At 69.1% G+C, this 18822-nt stretch carries 22 protein-coding genes; 6 read left to right on the top strand and 16 right to left on the bottom strand.

Annotation, left to right across the window (positions count from 1 at the left end; all coding sequences use genetic code 11):
• The first annotated feature begins 168 nt into the window (after positions 1-168).
• The gene (gene eif1A / locus FZP69_RS19545; RefSeq protein ID WP_152043033.1) at positions 169-453 is read left to right on the top strand and encodes a translation initiation factor eIF-1A; all 285 of its coding nucleotides are present in this window, start codon (positions 169-171) and stop codon (positions 451-453) included.
• A gap of 155 nt (positions 454-608) precedes the next feature.
• Here the strand turns inward: eif1A and FZP69_RS19540 are convergent, their stop codons facing one another.
• Positions 609-854: a DUF7861 family protein gene (locus FZP69_RS19540; protein WP_152043032.1), complete on the bottom strand. Its 246-nt coding sequence runs from the start codon at positions 852-854 to the stop codon at positions 609-611.
• A 167-nt stretch (positions 855-1021) separates the two neighbouring features.
• Between FZP69_RS19540 and FZP69_RS19535 the strand changes: the two genes are divergently transcribed.
• A complete protein-coding gene (locus FZP69_RS19535) occupies positions 1022-2623 on the top strand; it encodes a spermidine synthase (RefSeq protein WP_152043031.1) in 1602 nt (533 codons plus the stop codon).
• Positions 2624-2916: 293 nt separating this feature from the next.
• On the opposite strand, the gene FZP69_RS19530 is transcribed toward FZP69_RS19535, so the two are convergent.
• The 4 genes from FZP69_RS19530 to FZP69_RS19515 form a co-directional block, all read right to left on the bottom strand.
• The gene (locus FZP69_RS19530) at positions 2917-3387 is read right to left on the bottom strand and encodes a nucleic acid-binding protein (RefSeq protein ID WP_152043030.1); all 471 of its coding nucleotides are present in this window, start codon (positions 3385-3387) and stop codon (positions 2917-2919) included.
• Positions 3384-3635, bottom strand: coding sequence for a hypothetical protein (locus FZP69_RS19525; RefSeq protein ID WP_152043029.1), 252 nt, complete (start codon positions 3633-3635; stop codon positions 3384-3386). Before FZP69_RS19525 ends, FZP69_RS19530 begins: the two co-directional genes overlap by 4 nt.
• Positions 3636-3898: 263 nt before the next feature.
• Complete coding sequence (locus FZP69_RS19520) at positions 3899-4108, bottom strand: hypothetical protein (protein WP_152043028.1); 210 nt, start codon at positions 4106-4108, stop codon at positions 3899-3901.
• Between the two features lie 57 nt (positions 4109-4165).
• Positions 4166-4612, bottom strand: coding sequence for a universal stress protein (locus tag FZP69_RS19515; protein WP_152043027.1), 447 nt, complete (start codon positions 4610-4612; stop codon positions 4166-4168).
• Positions 4613-4746: 134 nt separating this feature from the next.
• Here FZP69_RS19515 and FZP69_RS19510 point away from each other — a divergent pair, with 134 nt between their 5' ends.
• Both FZP69_RS19510 and FZP69_RS19505 read left to right on the top strand, forming a co-directional pair.
• The gene (locus FZP69_RS19510; RefSeq protein WP_152043026.1) at positions 4747-5169 is read left to right on the top strand and encodes a hypothetical protein; all 423 of its coding nucleotides are present in this window, start codon (positions 4747-4749) and stop codon (positions 5167-5169) included.
• A gap of 221 nt (positions 5170-5390) precedes the next feature.
• A complete protein-coding gene (locus FZP69_RS19505) occupies positions 5391-6353 on the top strand; it encodes an ArsA family ATPase (protein ID WP_152043025.1) in 963 nt (320 codons plus the stop codon).
• A gap of 145 nt (positions 6354-6498) precedes the next feature.
• Here the strand turns inward: FZP69_RS19505 and FZP69_RS19500 are convergent, their stop codons facing one another.
• From FZP69_RS19500 to FZP69_RS19455, 11 genes are all read right to left on the bottom strand, one after another.
• A complete protein-coding gene (locus FZP69_RS19500; protein WP_152043024.1) occupies positions 6499-7584 on the bottom strand; it encodes a deoxyhypusine synthase in 1086 nt (361 codons plus the stop codon).
• A 75-nt stretch (positions 7585-7659) separates the two neighbouring features.
• Entirely contained in the window at positions 7660-8424 is a 765-nt protein-coding gene (locus FZP69_RS19495; protein ID WP_152043023.1) for a Nif3-like dinuclear metal center hexameric protein, read from the bottom strand.
• 109 nt (positions 8425-8533) lie between these two features.
• Positions 8534-8659, bottom strand: a complete 126-nt coding sequence (locus FZP69_RS23315) for a hypothetical protein (protein WP_275689381.1) — start codon at positions 8657-8659, stop codon at positions 8534-8536.
• Between the two features lie 136 nt (positions 8660-8795).
• A complete protein-coding gene (speB, locus tag FZP69_RS19490) occupies positions 8796-9620 on the bottom strand; it encodes an agmatinase (RefSeq protein ID WP_152043022.1) in 825 nt (274 codons plus the stop codon).
• A 9-nt stretch (positions 9621-9629) separates the two neighbouring features.
• Positions 9630-10010, bottom strand: coding sequence for a translation initiation factor IF-5A (locus FZP69_RS19485; RefSeq protein WP_152043021.1), 381 nt, complete (start codon positions 10008-10010; stop codon positions 9630-9632).
• A gap of 502 nt (positions 10011-10512) precedes the next feature.
• A complete protein-coding gene (locus tag FZP69_RS19480) occupies positions 10513-11583 on the bottom strand; it encodes an aminotransferase class I/II-fold pyridoxal phosphate-dependent enzyme (RefSeq protein ID WP_152043020.1) in 1071 nt (356 codons plus the stop codon).
• Positions 11584-11653: 70 nt separating this feature from the next.
• Positions 11654-12061, bottom strand: coding sequence for a DUF5518 domain-containing protein (locus FZP69_RS19475; protein WP_152043019.1), 408 nt, complete (start codon positions 12059-12061; stop codon positions 11654-11656).
• A 123-nt stretch (positions 12062-12184) separates the two neighbouring features.
• Positions 12185-12592, bottom strand: coding sequence for a methylated-DNA--[protein]-cysteine S-methyltransferase (locus FZP69_RS19470; RefSeq protein ID WP_152043018.1), 408 nt, complete (start codon positions 12590-12592; stop codon positions 12185-12187).
• A 150-nt stretch (positions 12593-12742) separates the two neighbouring features.
• Positions 12743-14413 (bottom strand): ABC1 kinase family protein, encoded by a 1671-nt coding sequence (locus FZP69_RS19465; RefSeq protein WP_152043017.1) that lies wholly within the window; start codon positions 14411-14413, stop codon positions 12743-12745.
• Positions 14414-14422: 9 nt separating this feature from the next.
• Complete coding sequence (locus FZP69_RS19460; protein WP_152043016.1) at positions 14423-14785, bottom strand: Hsp20/alpha crystallin family protein; 363 nt, start codon at positions 14783-14785, stop codon at positions 14423-14425.
• Between the two features lie 97 nt (positions 14786-14882).
• Complete coding sequence (locus tag FZP69_RS19455) at positions 14883-15320, bottom strand: hypothetical protein (RefSeq protein WP_152043015.1); 438 nt, start codon at positions 15318-15320, stop codon at positions 14883-14885.
• Between the two features lie 205 nt (positions 15321-15525).
• Here FZP69_RS19455 and FZP69_RS19450 point away from each other — a divergent pair, with 205 nt between their 5' ends.
• Together FZP69_RS19450 and FZP69_RS19445 are read left to right on the top strand one after the other, a co-directional pair.
• Positions 15526-16758, top strand: a complete 1233-nt coding sequence (locus FZP69_RS19450; RefSeq protein ID WP_152043014.1) for a molybdopterin molybdotransferase MoeA — start codon at positions 15526-15528, stop codon at positions 16756-16758.
• Entirely contained in the window at positions 16755-18725 is a 1971-nt protein-coding gene (locus tag FZP69_RS19445) for a molybdopterin biosynthesis protein (protein ID WP_152043013.1), read from the top strand. The genes FZP69_RS19450 and FZP69_RS19445 overlap by 4 nt, the downstream gene beginning before the upstream one ends.
• Positions 18726-18822: the final 97 nt, after the last annotated feature.

Below are 18822 nucleotides of genomic sequence, written 5' to 3'. Positions count from 1 at the left end.
CGCCCGAACCGGGTCGCTCGTCGCGACCGACGCTCCCAGGCACGTCCGCGTCGGCGTCGGAATCGGTTCGTCCTCGTATGGCGGCGTCCTCGTCGACTCGTCGGGGCCGTGTCACACGGTATCGCGCGTCTCCAATGACTTAACCGTCCAGGCCTCGTACTTCCTCCAATGAGTGAAGAAGTAGAACGGAAGAACCTTCGAATGCCGAACGGCAGCGAACTGTTCGCGGTCGTCACAGAGCACAACGGCGGAAACCACGTCCGCGTCCGCTGCGAGGACGGGAAGAACCGCATGGGGCGGATCCCCGGCCGGATGAAGTACCGGACTTGGATCAACGAGGGCGACGTCGTCCTCGTCGAACCGTGGGACTGGCAGGACGAGAAGGCCAACATCGAGTGGCGCTACACGGGACAGGACGCCGACCAGCTCCGCCGCGAAGGCCACATCGACTGATCTCTTTCGGGGCGTCCCCCCGCTCCCCCGCTCTTCGAGCCGGTTTCGCCCGATCCTCGTCGTGACCAGCGACGGCCCCGCTCGCGTCGCCCGTTTCGATCACACCGCTGGCTTCGATCGCGTCCGTCGTCCTCGTCGGGAAGGCCCGTCGCGCCTCACCGTGCGCCGCGTTTTCGATACCAGACCTGTGAGCCGACGGGACTCTCGCCCTCGGCGAGATCGAGGCGGCGGACGAACAGGTCCCTGATCGCGAACGTGACGCGGAGTTCGACCGGCTCGCCCTCGTCCTCCACGACGACGATGCAGTGGCCGTCGCGCTCGAAGACGCGCGTGATCGTGCCGGTGTTCCATCGGTCGACATCGTGGGTCGGCCGTCTCGCGTGAATCCGGTCGTGGGGCACGCTCGTTCGAACGGTCCCCGTCGTGTTGACGACGACGGTTCGACGACGGCTCCGCGGCCACGGCCGGGTTCGTCGACTGGTTCGACGTCTCCCGGCCGCGTCGCCCCGTTCGGATTCGTGCGACACGGCGTCGAACAGTTAATGTACCTCGGTCCGCTCCCTCCGGCATGGCCTCGGCCCAGTCTCTCGATTCTCTCCGGCTGACACGTCCGGAACTCGCGGTGTTCGTCTCCGGCGTCGCCAGCATGGGGCTGGAGATCCTCGCCGGCCGGATGATCGCCCCGCAGTTCGGCAGCAGCATCTACACGTGGGGGAGCATCATCGGCGTCTTCCTCGCCGCGCTCAGCTACGGCTACCACCGCGGCGGACAGGAGGCGGCGACGCGCGCGACGAACGACCGGATGGCCCGGCTGTTCCTCCTGACGGCGGCGTACGTCGCCGGCCTCATCTTCGTGGGCGATCTCCTGTTACGCGCGACGGCGGGCTTTCCGCTGCCGAGCCGGTTCGCGTCGCTCCCGGCGATCACGCTGCTGTTCGGGCCACCGACGTATCTCCTGGGGTACATCAGCCCGTACGCGGCCGAACTCTCCGCGAAAGACGGCCTCGGCGAGGCGTCGGGCCACGTCTACGCGCTCGGCACGATCGGGAGCATCATCGGCGCGTTCGCGACGACGTTCGTTCTCATCCCGTCGCTCGGAATCGACCAGATCGCGCTCCTCTTCGGGCTGCTCTCCGTCGCGACGGCGTTCGTCCTGTTCCGCCCGCGTTTCGACGTCGACCGGGCCGCCGCGATCGGCTTCGTCGCACTCCTGCTCGTCGCCGCGGCGGGCACCGGCGTGGCGGGGATCACTGTCGAGGGCCGCGTCGTCTACGAGACGCAGACGCCGTATCAGGAGCTCCAGGTGATCGACCGCGGCGAGACGCGGACGCTGTACCTCGACGGCCAGCGCCACAGCGCGATGGACCTCGACGATCCGAACCGTCACGTCTTCGACTACACCCGCTACTTCCACCTCCCCCTTCTGATGACCGACGACGTCGACCGCGTGCTGTTCGTCGGTGGCGGCGGGTTCACCGGCCCGAAACGGTTCGTGCACGACTATCGAAACGTCACCGTCGACGTCGCAGAGATCGACCCCGAGGTCGTTCGGGTCGCCGAGGAGTACTTCTCGGTCGAGGAGTCCCCACGACTCCGGATCCACACGACGGGCGGACGGCAGTTCCTCCGGGAGACGAACCACACGTACGACCTCATCGTGCTCGACGCCTACCGAAAGGACAAGGTCCCGTTCGAGCTGACCACCGTGGAGTTCTTCGAGCTCGCCAGCGACCGTCTCTCCGACGACGGCGTCCTGTTCGCGAACCTCATCTCCGCGCCTACCGGCCCGGCGTCACAGTTCTACCGCGCCGAGTACAAGACGATGCACGGGGTGTTCCCGCAGGTGTACAGCTTCCCGACCCACGGCGGCACCGTGGTGCAGAACATCGAAGTCGTCGCGACGAAGAACGGGTCGCGACTCACCGAGGCGGAACTCCTCGCGCGGAACGACCGCCGCGACGTCGGCATCGACCTCGCGCGGGAGATCCGGAACTACCGGGAGCCGCCCGAGACCGACGACGTACCCGTGTTGCGCGACGACCGCGCGCCCGTCGACAGCCTCCTGGACCCGATGGTCGGCCAGCGGTACGTGGTGCAGGAGGCGAACGAGACGGAGCGGGCGGCGACCGCGTCGGTCGTCGTCCCGGTCGTCGGTGACGGCACGTCGTGAGAACGGTCTCGGCACTCACGACTCGGGATCTGTCCACGGCTCAGTACGCCTCGACGATTTCTCGAACCCGGTCGGAGATTTCGGCGGCCGCGGCGTGTGATTACCCGGCAACGTTGTTACATCCGTGTCTGCCTGCCCGGTGAGAATTTGACCGGGACCTATGTTCACCGAGGCCACAACCAGATGCCCTCAGAGACGCCGTCTACCGTCGAAAATGGCGGCCTCGGCACTCACGACTCACAATCCATCCATAGTGAACGCTCTTAGCGTCCCTATAGAGTCCGCTCGTGCCGTTACTGCTCGTCGAGCATCCGGATGCCACGCTCCACGACCGCCTCGGTCACGAAGAGGCTCGTCTCGCGCTGGAGGGCTCGCATTCGGGATGCGGCTTCGTCCCTGTCGAGCAAATCACGGGAATAGCCAAGCGCGATAATGCCGACAGAACCGTGGACTTCGATGTCCTCCTCCGATGCCGCCTTTCGAGCGACGAGGTCGTCCGTCAGGAAGACGACTCCCTGTTCTTTTGCAACCGACAACGCTGCTGTCTCGCCGGCGTCTAACTCGGTGGAGTACGTTCGCCTCTCGTTCGGCTCGACCAGTTCGTATCGTAGCTGGCTCAACCCCTTCGGAACGTCACCTGCTTTGAGTTCTTCGTAGACTGTCTTGGGGATGTACAATTTGTCGAACGCTGATAGGAGTTCGAGCGAATCGATTTCGGCGAGGTGGATGAGCGGTCCTGTGTCCGAAACCGCTGCAAGCGTCACGCGTTCAGGCCCCAGTCCACGTCGTCCTCGACGACCTCACGTTCTCGTTCGGCTCGCTCGATTTTCGTCCGACCGACGAGTTCGATAGCTTCCTCGCGGTCGAGATCCCCGTCGAGATACCGCGCGAGAACGAGGTCTTCCCACAGGTCTTCGAGACCGCGTTCCAGCGCTTGCTCGAACACCTCGGATTCTGGAAGGCCGCGAGCCTCGGCGATTTCTCGAACTCGGTCGGAAATTTCGGCGGCCATGCAGTGTGCTTGCTCGCCTGTGCTCATAAATCCGTGTCTGCCTGCCCGACTGTATTCTGACTGTGGCCTCTGTCTACTGTGACCCCAATAAGACGGCCTCAGAGAGCCCTTCTACCATCAAAATTGGCGGCCTCGGCACTCATAGGGCTCGTCACCACCGGGTGCCACCCCGGTTCTGAGCGGTTCGCTCGTCATCGGCCACCCGGATGTCGACCGCGCGGGAACAAATCGGTTTCTCACCGACTCGCCAGTGGTTCTCGACTCTACTGCACTGCCTGCTCGGGGATCGCGTACGGCTGACCGCAGCCGTGGATCTCCAGCTCACAGTCGGGACAGGCGGTGTGTTTCTCCCGGCGGTGGGCGACCGACTGCCACTGTCGCTCCGGATCGGCTTCCAGTCGTTCGCGCACGGCCTCGGGGAGGTCGACGAACGCGACGATTGCGGTGCCGCAGACGGGACACTCCTGTGCCATGCCGACACGATCACACGCCTCGGATAAAACCGGTTCGTCCTCTCCCGACGACCGTCGTCACTCCGCGTCGTCGTCGTCACCGTTGACGTTCACCGTCAGGACGGGGACGGGCGCGTCCGCGACCACGCGGGCCGAGACGCTCCCGACCATGTTCTGCCGGTAGTTCGCGCCGTGGGTGCCCATGGTGACGATGTCGATCCCGGCCTCTTCGACGTACGCGATGATCTCCTCGGCGGGGCTCCCGCGGCGGAGGACCGCCCGCGCGTCGACGCCACCGCTGGCCAGTCGGTCGAGCGCCGCGGCGGTCGCTTCGTCCCCCTCCCCTTCGAGTTCGCCCACCACGTCGTCGACGAGGTCGGGGGCGAGCGTCAGGAACGCGCGGTCGTCGACCACGTAGAGGACGTGGACGGTCGCGTCGTGTCGTTTCGCGAGATCGATCGTGTGTCGGTAGACGGCCGCCATCGACTCGGTCCCGTCCGTCGGAAGCAGGATGTCGTCGTACATCTGGGTCGTCCGGAAGGAGGGCGTCCCGGGGCAAGAACGCTGTCATCCGTTCCCGATCGGTGGGAAGGGGTCACCGGCGGCGTCGGATCCGTCGCCCCGGCAGTATTTGTAGTTCGCTCCCATCGTGGCGGACGATGCCACTCCCACGCCGGACCGAAGCCGACCTCAGACGGGAGTTCACGGGGCTCGTCGTCGAGAGCCTCGCCGTCAGACAGGACGTCGACCGCGGGACGGTCCGGTGTGGGGCCTGCGCTCGCGCGGGCGACGACGCGGACCTCGGCGTCGGCGACATCGTCGTGGTCGTGCTCCGGAACTACGAGGGGTTCACCTGGGAGATCCAGGACGTCTCCTGCACCGAACACCGCGTCGAGCGCGTCGCCGACGCCGTCGGGATCGAGGCGGAGGACCAGGCGGTCGTCTCGGCGGTGCTCGAGGCCGCCGGCTATCACTCCCCCGACGGGAGCTACCACCCCGAGGCGCTCACGCTCGGCGACGTCGGCGTGCTCGACTACAGCCCCGCGGAGGACGGGTACGCGGAGCCGAGCGACCGCGACTGACGCGTCCGGTGTCGCCCCGTATCCGTCCCCGTTCGCGTGAATCCGGTGTGGACCCGTGTCCGTCTCGATCCGCGTGAATCCGGTGTGGTCCCGTGTCCGTCTCGATCCGCGTGAATCCGGTGTGGACCCGTGTCCGCCTCGATCCGTGTACGCCCCGGTCGGCTGTCCCCACGACTGCGCGACCGGCGGATTTGTAGTGGTCGGGTTCGTCTACCGACACGATGACCGGGGAGCGTTCTGCGGCACCGGAGATCGTGCTCTACGGGGGCAAGGGTGGCGTCGGCAAGACGACGTGTGCGGCGGCCCACGCCCTGGCTCGCTCGACTGCGGGCGAGACGCTCGTCGTCTCGACCGACCCGGCACACTCGCTCGGCGACGCCTTCGAGTGCGATCTCGACGGTGAACCGAGAGAGGTACACGAGGGACTCGACGCCGTCGAGGTCGACCCCGAGACCGGCCAGGACGCCTACCGGCGCGTCGTCGAGGCGCTCGCCCGCGAGTTCCGCGACGCCGGCCTCCGGCTGTCGGACGCGGACCTCGAACGACTGTTCGAGGCGGGGCTGATCCCCGGCGGCGACGAGGTCGCGGCGCTGGAGTACGTCGCTCGCTACGCCGACGCCGGCTACGACACGGTCGTCTTCGACACCGCCCCGACCGGGCACACGCTCCGACTGCTGGACCTGCCGGACGTGCTCGCCGAGACGCTCGGCGTCGCTGGCGACGTCCAGAAACGTGTACGGCGGGCCGGTCGCGCCGCGAAGAGCATGGTGCTCGGCCCGGCGGCGTACTGGCGGTCGGACGACGACCGCGACGAGGTCGCGTCGCTCCAGGAACGCATCGCCCGGGTCGGCGCGCTCCTGCGCGATCCGGCTCGGACCCGATTCCGTGTGGTGCTCACGCCCGAACGGATGGCCATCGCGGAGGCCGACCGACTGGTGGCCCGACTGACTGACGCCGACGTTCCCGTCGACTCGCTCGTGGTGAACCGCGTCTTCGAGAACCGCGAGGGGTGTTCCTGCGATCGGTGCCGCCGCGACGCCGAGCGCCACGCCGCTCGCCTCGACGAGATCGACGAGCGGTTCGACCTCCCCGTCAGGCGAGTCCCCGAACTCGCTGGTGAGGCGCAGGGCGTCGACGCGCTCGACCGCGTGGGACCGTTTCTGGTCGACACTGACGGGTCGTGAGGCGTCGTCTCCTCGCCGCTCGCCGCTCCGGTCGACCGTGGGATGCTACCGCCACTCCGCCCCCGTCTTTTGTCACGACCGATTCGGCTCGGCTCGTCCTCGTCACCGGCCCGATGCTGGTCACTCTCCCCACTGCTCGTCCGGCTCACTCCCCTGCCCGCTCGCGCGCCGCCGCCACGACCAGTGGAAGGGTGATCGTCGCGTCCCCCACCACGGTCACGTTGCGCGCGGACTTCTCGAGTTTGCCCCACGACCGCGCCTCGTCGAGCGTCGCGCCCGACAGGCCCCCCGTATGCGAGGGATCCATCGTCAACTGCACCGCGTAGTCGTACGCGTCCGGGACCGTCAGCATCGTCTGGAGGGTGTAGTTCTTCGGGACGCCGCCGCCGACGACCAGCGCACCCGCGGAGTCGGCCGCGAAGGCGAGGTCCGAGAGGTGCGTCATGTCGCCGATCGCGTCGAGGGCGAACTCGGAGGTCTGGCCGTAGATCCACGCCTGGATCCCCAGCACGGAGTCCTGGATCGCGGGCACGTAGACGGGAACGTCGTGCTCGTAGGCGGCGGCGGCGATGCCGGGATCCTCGTCGACCCCTCGCTCCTCGTTCTGTTCGAGGTTCGCCCGGCCCAGCTCGCGGGTGAACTCCCGGATCGTGACGGTCCGTTCCAGCTTCGGGAAGACGTTCGCGCGCAGGTGCTCCTCGAACAGGGTGAAGTGTTCCTGCGGGAGGTAGACGTTGTAGATGCGGTCGACGCCCTCGTCGCGGAGTCGTTCGTCGTGTTCGCGCTCGTTCCGTGCGTCGGTGCGCTCCTCCACCCGGTGGTCGTGCGGACCGACGCTGCCGTGGTGGTGTTTGCCGCCCACGGCCTCGATGGCGTCGTGTGTGAGGTTCGCGCCCGTCGTCACCAGCGCGTCGACGTGGCCGTCGCGGATCAGGTCCGTCACGATCTGTCGCATCCCCGCCGGGACCATCGCGCCCGCGAGGCCGACGAAGTTCGTGACGTCTGGCGAGAGCATCTCGGCGTAGACGTCGACCGCCCGGTCGACGTCGGCGGCACCGATCCCCGCCTTCCCGTACTCGTCGACGAGCTCGCCGACGGTCATCCCCGCCCGCACCCGGGCGTGGCCGATCGGGTCGTGGCGGAACGTCTCTCGGTGCCCATCGTCCGCCGCCCCGGCGTTGCCCGCTCCGTCTTCGTCGGGGGCGTCCGAGGCGTCTCCCTGGTCGCTCATGGGCGAGAGATGGGCGGGGCCGGCGTTTGAACGTCCCGGTCCGTCCTGCGGGGACGCGGGCCCGCCGTCAGTCGCTCACAGCCCGGTCGGATGTTCGACGTACGTCGTCTCCAGCCCCCAGTCCGCGGCGAGCGCGGCCAGCGACCGGACGCCGAACGTCTCCGTCGCGTAATGTCCCGCGAGGAAGACGTTGAGCTTCGACTCCCGCGCCTGGTGGTACGCCTGCTGCTTCCCCTCGCCGGTGACGAGCGCGTCGGCCTCGCTCTCGACGGCCGCGTCGAGGAAGTCGACGCCGCTCCCCGTGACGATGGCGACCGTCTCGATCTCCTCGGGACCGAACGGGAGCAGCCGCGTCTCCTGGTTGCCCTGCGGGAGTTCGTCGAGCGTCTCGCGGAGCCCCGACGCCGACGTGGGCGTCGGAAGCCGCCCCTGTTGCCCGACCGGCTCTCCGCCCATCGTGGCGAACGGTTCGCGGTGGTCGAGCCCGAGAAACTCGGCGAGTCCGGCCGCGTTGCCCACCTGCTGGTGGCCGTCGAGCGGGAGGTGTGAGACGTACAGCGCCATCCCGGCGTCGACCAGCGCGGCGATCCGGTCGTACGTCCGCCCGGTGACGCGCTCGATCCCACCCCACGAGAGCCCGTGGTGGGTCACCAGCACGTCGGCCCCCGCCGTGGCCGCCTCCTCGATCGTCGCCGTCGCCGCGTCGACCGCCACGGCGACGTGGTCGACCTCCCCCTCCGGCGAGCCGACCTGCAGCCCGTTCGCGCTCGCGTCGATGTCGCCGTAGGCGTCGGTCCGCAGTTCCTCGTCGTACCGCGCGACGAGTTCTGTGAGTCTCATACTCGGTCGTCGACTGCGACGCGCTTGTATCTGTCCCGTCCCCCGCCGCGACCGCTCCGCCTTCTCGCCGGTGTGGACGTTCGGCTCGCGCGCCGCGTGCCGTCGCGCCTCACAGGCCGAGCCAGCGGGCGAGGGCCCCGCCGAGGAGCACGAGCCCGCCGCCGACGAACGTGCCGGGGATCGGGAGAACGAACAACAGTGCGCCGAACGCGAGAACGAGCGTGGATGCTTGCACGAGTTCACAACGGCGGGACCGCAGTGTAGGGGTTCTGCTTGCGAGTGCGCCACGACGCGTCACAGCAACGTCACGGCGCACTCGTCGAACGTCGCATCGGCGACCTCAGTCTCGGGGTCGCGTTCCGCCTGTGACCTCAGTCTCGGGGTCGCGTTCCGCCTGCGGCGTGTTCGTAGACGAACTCGCGGAGGAGTTTCCCACCGAGCGCCGCCGCCTGCCCGTCGTCGCGGTCGTTCACCTCGACCACGTCGCAGGCCACACAGGCGGGCGCTACCGCTCGCACGACGTCGCGCATCTCCCGGCCAGAGAGCCCGAACGGCTCCATCGTCCCGGTGCCGGGGGCGACGCTCGGATCCGCACCGTCGACGTCGACGCTGAGGTAGATGTCCCGGTCGAAGCCGTCGACGGCCGTGAGCCACTCGCTCACGTCTTCGGGCGGGACCACGGTCACGTCCGGCTCTGCGGCGCGATCCCACTCCTCGGCCGACCCCGTACGGGCGCCGAGGATCACGGCCTCGTCGACGACGTCGAGGACGTGTCGGGTCACGCAGGCGTGGCTCCACTCGTTCCCGTCGTACTCCGTCCGGAGGTCGAGGTGCGCGTCGAGACAGACGAAGACGTCCGGCTCCGTCGCCACCACGCCGGCGTAGCTCACCGTGTGCTCGCCGCCCAGGAGAAGCGGCACCGCGCCGTCACGGACGACGTCGCCGAGCTCGCCCGCGAGGAACGTGAGGTACTCCTCGGCGTCGTCCCACGCCCGGACGTCACCCGCGTCGGCGACACCGAGCGCCGTGAAACACTGGTCCGTCCGGTGGTCGTAGTCGTCGTACGTCTCGGCGAACCGTCGCACGCGGTCGGGACCGAAGCGGGCCCCCGGCTGGAACGTCGTCGAGACGTCGAGCGGCGCGCCCACGACGACGTAGTCGGCCGCCTCTCGCGGGGTACGCGCGCCGGGAAACATGGTGACGTCCTACGACCGGACGATCTTGCGCTGTCCCTCGTACTCGAGGAACTCGATCTCGTCGTCGGAGGAGACGCTGACGCCGTCGGGGATGCGCATCGTGAACGTGTCGTACGTGTCGAGGTCCATCACCTGCATCTCGCCGTCGGAGACCGAGAGCACCTGTCCGCCCTTGCGCTCGATGATCGGCACCCACACCTTCGCGTCGACCGGCTGTGACAGCGACCGCTTCTTGTTGTCGAAGACGCCCTTCCCCTCGATGCGAGCCTTCGCGCTCCCGTGCTTGCCGGGTTTGGCGGTGGAGTACGCGTTGATCTTACAGGGGGAGTCCTCCATCATCACGTAGCTCCCCTCCTGGAGTTCTCGGACCTGCTTCTGCTCTTTCGCCATGTGTGTGGGTTCTTGGGACGGCAGTATAAACCGTTTGGAACACCGCCACGGCCGGTCGTGGTGTCGTGCCGGTGGGAGGACGGATCAGCCGTGCTACGGCCCTGTGGTGTCAGCCCCGGCCGTCCCACGGATCCGTCGCACTGGACCACGGCTCCGACCGGAACACCGATCCCTCCGGTTCCGTCGACCGCACCCCTCGTCCGTGTCGACCGCCGAACCGGCGTGTGCGCGGCTCTAGGGAGCGCATAATTAAGCTCTCAGGACGCGTCATTCCACTTGCGCATCGCGTCCCGAATCCGGACGGTGTGGCACGACGGTCTGAGCATCCCCACGTGTACACGTCGCGCCGCGGCCGCCCTCGGGACACGAGGCGTTGCGGTGTGTCTGTCATGTGGTTCCCCGTGGGGACGAGAGAGCGTTTTTTCGGGTTCGTGTCACGATTCGTGTCCGTCACCGACCGCGCGGTCCCCCGACCGGGGCGTCGACCGCCTGCCGGCGTGGGTCACGAGACGTCTTCGATCACGCGGCCGACCCGGTCGAGTCCCTCGCGGAGGTCGTCGGTCGGGAGGCCGAACCCGATGCGGAAGTAGTCGGGGAAGCCGAACGCGTTCCCGGGTGCGAGCACGACCGACGCCTCCCTGACGACCGCCCGACAGAACGCCTCGCCGTCCGCGAACCCCTCCGGAACCCGAACGAAGCCGTCGACGCCGACGGGGCTGTGCCAGTCCAGCCCGTGGTCGTCGAGCCACTCGGCGACGATCGCGTGGTTGTCGCGGGCGAGGTCGCGGTTCTCGCGGAGGATCGTCGCCTCGCGCCGTCCGAGCGCCTGTCGCGCGATGTGCTGGCCGAACGCCGACGGCGAGATCGTGGTGTAGTCCTTCCACCGCCAGGCGGCGTCGACGACCTCCCGATCGCCGACGAGCCAGCCGAACCGCGCCCCGGCGAGCCCGTACGACTTCGTCACCGACGTGGTCGACAGGCCGTGCGGTCCCATCGACGCCACGGGCGGGAGCGGGTTCTCGGCCAGGAGCCGGTACACCTCGTCACACAGCAGGTACGCGTCGGCGTCGGCGGCGAGGTCGTACAGCGCCCGGACGGTCTCCTCGGCGTGGTAGCGTCCCGTGGGGTTGTTCGGGTTGTTGAACACGAGGAGTTCGGTGTTCGGTTCGATCGCGTCGGCGACTGCGTCGACGTCGAGCGTCCACCGCGGCGGGTCGAGGTCGACGGTCGTCACGGAGCCGAACGTCCGCGGGAGCTCGTGGAGTGACTGGTACGTCGGCGTCACGCAGACGGCGTGTGAACTCGAGTCGAGGAGCGCGACGCACGCGAGGAAGTTGGCTTCCTGGGTCCCACAGGTACAGAGCACCTCCTCGGCGGAGCGGTCGTACCGTCCGGCGATCCTGTCGCGGAGATCGGGATCGCCGTTCGTCGGGATCACGTAGCCGAGGTCGTCGGGGTCGGTGTCGAACCGGTCGGCGTGGAGCGAGCGGATCCCGGACTCGGCGAGCATCACGTCGGCGTCGTGTTCGACCTCGGCGAACCAGCGTTCGAGGGCGAAGGGGGCGATCTCCATGGTCGCGACTCGGGAGGACGAGACAAAACCCTTGGCGTGGCCGTCGGCGTCGCGGGACCGGAGGCTCCGTTCAGACCCACTCTTCGGGGACCCACGTCGGCGGGCCGGTCCCCCAGCGCAGGAGGCTCCCCGAGACCCCCGTGAGCACGTTCGGCAGCGTCACGAGCAGCAGCATCGCCGTCGTCACGTCGCCCGGCGCGTGGAGCAGCGGGAGGACGAACTCCAGCGGGAACGGGAACCCCACCCCGCGGGTGAGCGTGACGAGCACCCCAACCGGGATCAGGATCGTCCCCCACGCGAGCGCCGCGATGAGCCCGTGCCAGGCACCGTCCGTCGGGTCGGTGCTGGCGACGTAGCCGGCGACGCCGCTCCCGACGAGACCGCCGACGAGCGAGAGTCGCCCGGAGACGAGAAAGATGACGACCTCCATCGTGAGGGCGACGAGGAGGCCGGTGAACACCGCGGGCCAACGGGTCATTGACCCATCTACGCATCCCACCCTACATAATACCCGTCCGGTAGTTCTTTCGTTTGATAATCGGGAGAGGAGTCACCGGAGGGATCACAGCACGCCCCCACGACCGTGCTCGGTGATCCGATGCTACCCCAGAGTCCGCTGGACGGGGCTCCCCCGTTCGTGGGCGAGCAGGGCTTCCTTCGCGGCGATGCCACCGGCCGCCGAGAAGCCGCCGAGCGACTCCGCGCCGACCACCCGGTGACAGGGAACGACGAGCGGCAGCGGGTTGCGGCCACAGCCGCCGCCGACGGCGACGGGACTCGTCCCGATCCGCCGCGCGAGGTCGCCGTACGTCCGGGTTTCGCCGTACGGGATCGCCGACATGGCCCGCATCACCGCGCCGGTGAACGAGTCGGGGAAGTCGACGTCGAGGTCGAACGCGGTTCGGTCACCGTCTTCGTACTCGCGGAGCTGTCGCCGGAGTTCGTCGGCGGAGACGCTGACGAGCCGTTCGTCGAGGTCGAACGCGTAGCCGAAGACGGTGTGGTGCACGGTCGAGTTACGCCGAGTGGGAGCAAAAACCCGTCCGTTCACCAGTTTCGAGATCGTTCGCTCGTCGCCCCACCAGCCACTCGCGCCGTCGAACGCCGTCGGCTCGGTCCGGCGAGGGTGGTCCCCCCGACCGACACGTACGTCACCGCGTCACTCGCCGCGACGCTCCCGGAGGTTCTGCCGGGTGAACTGCGGGCGCGCCTTCAGCCCCTTCTTCCGCTTGAACGACCGGTAGAGCAGGTAGACGAACGGGAGGGTGGCTACAGCGGCCACGACGGCCGGTTCGGGACCGTCGAACGCGTAGAGGATGGCGGTCGAGAGCACGCCCACCGCCAGGAGGACGCCGTAGACGATGCGCCGGGCGAGCTTCGATAGCACGTCGTTGCGGTCCTCGATGCGGACGTTGACGGTGAGGTCGTCGCGCTCGACGGTGTCGAGCACGCGTTCGAGTTTCGGTGGGACCCGGAACAGCGACCGCGTCGTCTCCTGGACCTGCTGGCCGGTCTCGGTGACGACCCGCTTGATGGTCTCCTCGCGGTAGCCCTGTTCCGTGAGGTAGTCGGTGGCGACGGCGATGAAGTCGAAGTCGGGATCGAGCGTGACGCAGACCCCTTCGACGACGGTGGCGACGCGGAGCACGAGCGCCAGGTTCCGGGGGAGGCGGAGGGGGAACTCGTAGATGGTCGACTCGACCTGCTCGACGATCTGCTGGACGCGGTACTGCTCGATGTCCTCGCCGCGGGCGTCGGCGATTGCCAGTTCCATCACGTCGCCCATCACCTGCCGGTCGGCCTCGGGCGAGAGCGTCCCCATCTCGATCAGCGCGTCGAGGATGCCGTCGATGTCCTGGTTGGCGACGGCGACGTAGAAGTCGACGATCTTCTCCTGGACGAACGGGTCGACCTGGCCGCTCATCCCGAAGTCGTAGAAGATGATGGCGCCGTCGTCGTCGACCGCGAGGTTCCCCGGGTGGGGGTCGGCGTGGAAGTCGCCGTCGTCGATGATCATCTGGAGGTAGATGCGCTGCAATCGGGTGGCGAGTTCGGTCCGGTCGATGCCGCGCTCGTCGAGCGTCTCCAGATCGTTGATCTTGATTCCCGGGAGATACTCCATGGTGAGCACGCGCGGGCCGGAGACCTCGTCGACGAGTTCGGGGATGCGGATCTCGTCGTCGTCGGCGAAGTTCTCGCGGATCGTCGCGAGCACGCGCCCCTCACGGGAGTAGTCCATCTCCTGGCGGATGGTCTTGGCGAACTCGTCGGCGAGGTTCTCCAGCGAGAACGCCCGCCCCTCGCCGATGAACCGCCGGACGACGGGGAGCGACCAGCGGATGACGCGGAGGTCCGCCTCGACGAGTTCTTCGATTCCCGGCCGACGGATCTTGACCGCGACGTCCTCTCCGTCGTAGGTGGCGGTGTACACCTGACCGAGCGACGCGCCGCTGATCGGGTCGCGGTCGAAGTCGTCGTACACCTCGTCGACGGGGCCGAGCTCCTCCCTGATCACGACTTCGGCCTCCGCCCACGGGGCGGGCGGGACGTCGTCCTGGAGCCGTGAGAGCACGTCGACGTACGCCGGTGGGAGGATGTCGGGCCGGGTCGACAGCAGCTGCCCCAGTTTGATGAACGTCGGTCCCAGGGTCAGAAGCGAATCGAGGAGGACGTTCGCGCGTTTCGTCTGCGTCTCGGCGTCGACCTGTCGCGACCGTCCGAACAGGACGAACCGTCGTCTGTCCCGCGCGTACGCGACGATGAGCGGGGAGAACTGGTAGATGACGACGAGAAAGCGCCAGTAGGCGCGGAGATTGACCAGCGTGACCACCCCACCCGATCAGTCGTCCTTGTCCGAGATCGGAATGGTGTGTTCGGGGGCCGAATCCCGCTTCGGCAGGCGGAGTTCGAGCACGCCACGGTCGATCGTCGCCTCTGCGCCCGCGCCGGTCGCGTCCGGCGGGAGCGGGAGCTCCGCGTCGAGGAACAGCGAGCGGTTCTCCCGGACGTAGCGGAACTCCGGCGGGAGGTTCTTCTCGCGGCGTGCCTCGACGACGAGGCGGCCCTTCTCGACCGCGATGTCGACCGTCTCGGCCGTGACACCGGGGAGGTCGAGCACCAGCAGGTACTGGTCGTCGGACTCGAGGAGGTCCGCGAACACTGCTTCGGGGAGTTCGCGAAGCGCGTCACGCAGTGCTGACATGGAGTGGGCTACGGAACGGGGATGTAAGAAGGCCGCGGTCCCGGATGCCGCGCCCTCGTGCGCTCGTCCGGTCCGTCGTCGAGGGGATCCGACCTATTCACCGACACGACTCGGGTTCGGGACGGGTCGACGGACAGGGCGTCGTGTACTCGAAGTCGACCGGCTCCGAGACCGCGTCGTCGGGGCGGATCTTCGTGACCGAGCAGTGCGTCCCCTCGCCACGGAACCTGACCGTGTGCCACTCGTCGGTCCACGAGAGCCGGACGGCCAGCCGGTACGAGAGGGCGGGTCGGGGCCACGCACAGGGGAGTGCGGCCCGTCCCTCCGGCTTCAACTCGACCGTCGATCGGGACGCCGTCGCGCCGTTGGCCGCGAGCTCGACGTCGAGTTCGACGGGTTCCGACCGCCAGTTCTCGAACGCGACGCTGTGGAGGTCGGTGTGGAGCGGCCACGACAGCCACCCGACGATCGACGCCGTGCCGAGGCCGATCGCGGCGAAGGCTTTCAACAGGGGTCTGCGATGTGTCTCGGTCATCGGAGCGCGACCGGGGCTGGTTCCGCCAGCCCCGTAGTCGTTGGTGGTCGCTCTCTCCGTCACGTTCTCTCGTCTCCCCCGCCTCGCTCTCCCGTGTCTCGCACGGACGGCTGGTCCACGACTGCGGACCGGCACGGTCCCGACGCTCGGTCCGTCCGTGCGCACTCGGCGACGTTTTTTACCGCTCGTCCACCCAGACACAGGTATGCACGACGACCGGAAACGATCCGGGTTCAAGACGCGGACGCGGGTCGACGACGCCCGCGAGCGCCTGCTCGACGCCGCCGCCCCACACGAACGAACCGAACGCGTCGGGCTCACACGGGCCGACGGCCGCACGCTCGCCGAGCGCGTGACGGCACCCAACCCCGTCCCCGGCTACGACCGCGCCGCGATGGACGGCTGGGCGGTCCGTGCCGCCGACACGTTCGGCGCCTCGGGTCGCTCCCCGACGGTGCTCCGGATGGCCGGCGCCGCCGGGGACGACGCCCCGGTCGGCCCGAGCGACGCCGTCCGGGTCCACACCGGGAGCGCCCTCCCCGAGGGGGCCGACGCGGTGGTGATGATCGAACAGACCGAACGCGTCGGCGACGAAATCGAGGTGTTCGACGCCGTCTCCGAGGGCGAGAACGTCGGCGACGCGGGTGAGGACGTCGAGGCTGACCAGCTCCTGTTCGAGCCAGGCCACACGCTCCGCCCCTCCGACCTGGGCCTGCTCAAGTCCGTGGGACTCGATCGCGTCCGCGCGTTCGAGCCGCCGACCGTCGGCGTGCTCCCCACGGGCGAGGAGCTCGTCCAGTCCGATCCCGGCCCCGGCGAGGTCATCGAGACCAACGGGCTCACGGTGTCGACGCTCGCCTCGCGGTGGGGCGGGGCCCCGACCTACCGCGATGTCGTCACCGACGACTTCGACGCGCTCCGCGCGGCGATCCAGCGCGACCTCACGAAGGACGTGATCGTCACGACCGGCGGCTCCTCCGTGGGCGAACGCGACCTCCTGCCCGAGGTGATCGACGAACTCGGCGAGGTCCTCGTGCACGGCGTCGCCCTGAAGCCGGGTCACCCCGTCGCGCTCGGCGTCGTCGAGGAGACGCCGGTGGTGTCGCTCCCGGGCTATCCGGTCGCCTGCATCGTCAACGCCGTCCAGTTCCTCCGCCCGCTCGTCAAACACGTCGGTGGGATGGCCTGTCCGCCGTTCCCGACCACGGAGGCGCGTCTCGCACGCAAGATCTCCAGCGAACCGGGCACGCGAACGTTCGCCCGCGTCGAACTCGACGAAGAGAACGGGGAGCAGGTCGCCGTTCCGACCCGGACCTCGGGATCGGGGATCCTCTCCTCCGTGGCGCTCGCCGACGGCTGGGTCGTCGTCCCCGACTCGCAGGAGGGACTCCCCGAGGGTCAACGGGTCGCGGTCGAACACTGGGAGTGGTCGGCGTGAGCGACCGCCGGGAATTCCGCGACCTCGCCACCCCCGAGGCGGCGCGCGAGGCGATCGCTTCGCTCTCGCTGGCCCCGTCGCCCGAGACGGTCCCGCTCGACGAGGCCCGCGGGCGGGTGCTCGCCGAACGGGTCGACGCCGCGATCGACGTCCCCGGCTTCGATCGGGCGAGCATGGACGGCTACGCCGTCCGCGCGCGGGACACGTTCGGTGCCGACGAGTCGGATCCTCGAACCCTGGCGCTGATCGGGTCGGTCCACGCGGGGGCGAAACCCGACGTGACGGTCGAGCCGGGCACGTGCGCGGAGATCTCGACCGGTGCGGTGCTCCCCCCAGGTGCCGACGCCGTCGTGATGGTCGAACGGACCGACGACCTCGGCGGCGAGATCGAGGTTCGGACCGCCGTCGCGCCCGGTGACAGCGTGATGTTCGCGGGCACGGACATCGCCGCCGGGTCGCGTGCGCTCGGCCCTGGGACGCGGCTCACTCCGCGAGAGATCGGCCTGCTGTCGGCGCTGGGCGTCGACGAGGTGCCCGTCCGCGGCCGTCCGCGGGTGGGGATCGTCTCGACCGGCGACGAACTCGTCCGGCCCGGCGAGGAACTCGACGCCGATCGGGGAGAGATCTACGACGTCAACTCGAACACCATCGCCGCCGGCGTCGCCGACGCGGGCGGCGACCCCGTCCTCTACCCACACGCCGGCGACGACTACGACGAGATGGAGCGCCTGCTCAGGCGGGCCGCCGACGAGTGTGACCTCGTCCTCTCGTCGGGATCGACCTCCGCTTCTGCCGTGGACGTCATCTACCGCGTCATCGAGGACCGCGGCGACCTCCTCCTGCACGGCGTGGCGGTCAAGCCGGGCAAACCGATGCTCGTCGGTCGCATCGACCCGCCGGACGGCGTGGCCGGGGACGATCGAGAGAGCGAGCAGTCGGCGTACGTCGGGCTGCCGGGCTACCCGGTGTCCGCGCTCACCATCTTCCGGACGTTCGTCGCGCCCGCGATCCGTCGGGCGGCCGGGCTCCCCGAGCCGCGGACGGCGACGCTCACTGGCGAGTTCGCCGTCCGCGAACGGTACAGCGAGGGTCGGATGCGACTGATGCCCGTCGGTCTCGTCGGGCGCGGGACCGGGACCGGGACCGGGACCGAGTCGTCGGCGTCTGTCGCCGCGACGGATCCGGACGACGACCTCCTCGTCTACCCCGTCGACAAGGGCAGCGGGGCGACGACGAGCCTCGTCGAGGCCGACGGCGTCGTCGAGGTGCCGGCCGACACGGAGTACGTCGCCGCCGGCGAGCGCGTCGAGGTCCAGCTGTTCTCCCCGGACGTCCGCCCGCCGCGACTGCTCGGCGTCGGCGAGGACGACCCGCTCCTCTCGCGCCTGCTCGATCGGGTCGATCGGCCGCGATACCTCCCTGTCGGGAGCCGCGAAGGGTTGCGTCGCCTGCGCGACGGCGTGCCGGACCTCGCCGTCGTGGCCGGGCCGACCTCCCGGGAGGTCGACAGCGAGGAACTCGGCGCGTGGACCCGCGAGTGGGGGCTCGTCGTCGCCCCCGACGCCGACACCGCAGTCGACGGACTCGCCGCACTCGTCGACGAGGCGGTCCGGTTCGTGAACCGCGACCGCAACGCCGGCCTCCGGGCGACGTTCGACGCGGCGCTCGACGACCTCGCCGCGGCCCGCGACGTCTCCCGCGGCGCGCTCGCGGACGCGATCGACGGCTACGATCTGACCGTGAAGGCTCACGAGAGCCCCGCCCGGGCGGTCCTCGGCGGGAAGGCCGACGTGGGACTCGGACTCGGAGCGACGGCCGAGGCGCTGGATCTCGACTTCGTCTCGCTCGGGCACGAACGCGTCGCTCTCCGCGCCTCACCGGATCGAGTCGGGAAACCGGCCGTCCGGGAACTGGCGGCCGCCCTCGCGGACGCCGACGTCGACCTCCCCGGCTACCAGATGGCGTAACGGCCTCACCCTGCCTCCGATCCCTCGCTGTCCGTCAGGTTCGTCCCGTCGCTGTTCCCAGACCAGATTCAGAAGTGATAATCCCGACCCCGATTTT

Source organism: Salinigranum salinum (genome assembly GCF_009176545.1).
Classification (GTDB): domain Archaea; phylum Halobacteriota; class Halobacteria; order Halobacteriales; family Haloferacaceae; genus Salinigranum; species Salinigranum salinum.
The sequence above is the reverse complement of the archived record's forward strand: the minus strand, read 5'-3'. Positions and strand labels throughout refer to the sequence as shown.

Coding starts and splice junctions, on each gene's coding strand:
- FZP69_RS19480 (WP_152043020.1), bottom strand. CDS start 11,583: ATGGAGATCGCCCCCTTCGCCCTCGAACGCTGGTTCGCCGAGGTCGAA.
- FZP69_RS19460 (WP_152043016.1), bottom strand. CDS start 14,785: ATGTCAGCACTGCGTGACGCGCTTCGCGAACTCCCCGAAGCAGTGTTC.
- eif1A (WP_152043033.1), top strand. CDS start 169: ATGAGTGAAGAAGTAGAACGGAAGAACCTTCGAATGCCGAACGGCAGC.
- FZP69_RS19510 (WP_152043026.1), top strand. CDS start 4,747: ATGCCACTCCCACGCCGGACCGAAGCCGACCTCAGACGGGAGTTCACG.
- FZP69_RS19495 (WP_152043023.1), bottom strand. CDS start 8,424: ATGAGACTCACAGAACTCGTCGCGCGGTACGACGAGGAACTGCGGACC.
- FZP69_RS19455 (WP_152043015.1), bottom strand. CDS start 15,320: ATGACCGAGACACATCGCAGACCCCTGTTGAAAGCCTTCGCCGCGATC.
- FZP69_RS19505 (WP_152043025.1), top strand. CDS start 5,391: ATGACCGGGGAGCGTTCTGCGGCACCGGAGATCGTGCTCTACGGGGGC.
- FZP69_RS19475 (WP_152043019.1), bottom strand. CDS start 12,061: ATGACCCGTTGGCCCGCGGTGTTCACCGGCCTCCTCGTCGCCCTCACG.
- FZP69_RS19515 (WP_152043027.1), bottom strand. CDS start 4,612: ATGTACGACGACATCCTGCTTCCGACGGACGGGACCGAGTCGATGGCG.
- FZP69_RS19500 (WP_152043024.1), bottom strand. CDS start 7,584: ATGAGCGACCAGGGAGACGCCTCGGACGCCCCCGACGAAGACGGAGCG.
- FZP69_RS19535 (WP_152043031.1), top strand. CDS start 1,022: ATGGCCTCGGCCCAGTCTCTCGATTCTCTCCGGCTGACACGTCCGGAA.
- FZP69_RS19485 (WP_152043021.1), bottom strand. CDS start 10,010: ATGGCGAAAGAGCAGAAGCAGGTCCGAGAACTCCAGGAGGGGAGCTAC.
- FZP69_RS19525 (WP_152043029.1), bottom strand. CDS start 3,635: ATGGCCGCCGAAATTTCCGACCGAGTTCGAGAAATCGCCGAGGCTCGC.
- speB (WP_152043022.1), bottom strand. CDS start 9,620: ATGTTTCCCGGCGCGCGTACCCCGCGAGAGGCGGCCGACTACGTCGTC.
- FZP69_RS19450 (WP_152043014.1), top strand. CDS start 15,526: ATGCACGACGACCGGAAACGATCCGGGTTCAAGACGCGGACGCGGGTC.
- FZP69_RS19520 (WP_152043028.1), bottom strand. CDS start 4,108: ATGGCACAGGAGTGTCCCGTCTGCGGCACCGCAATCGTCGCGTTCGTC.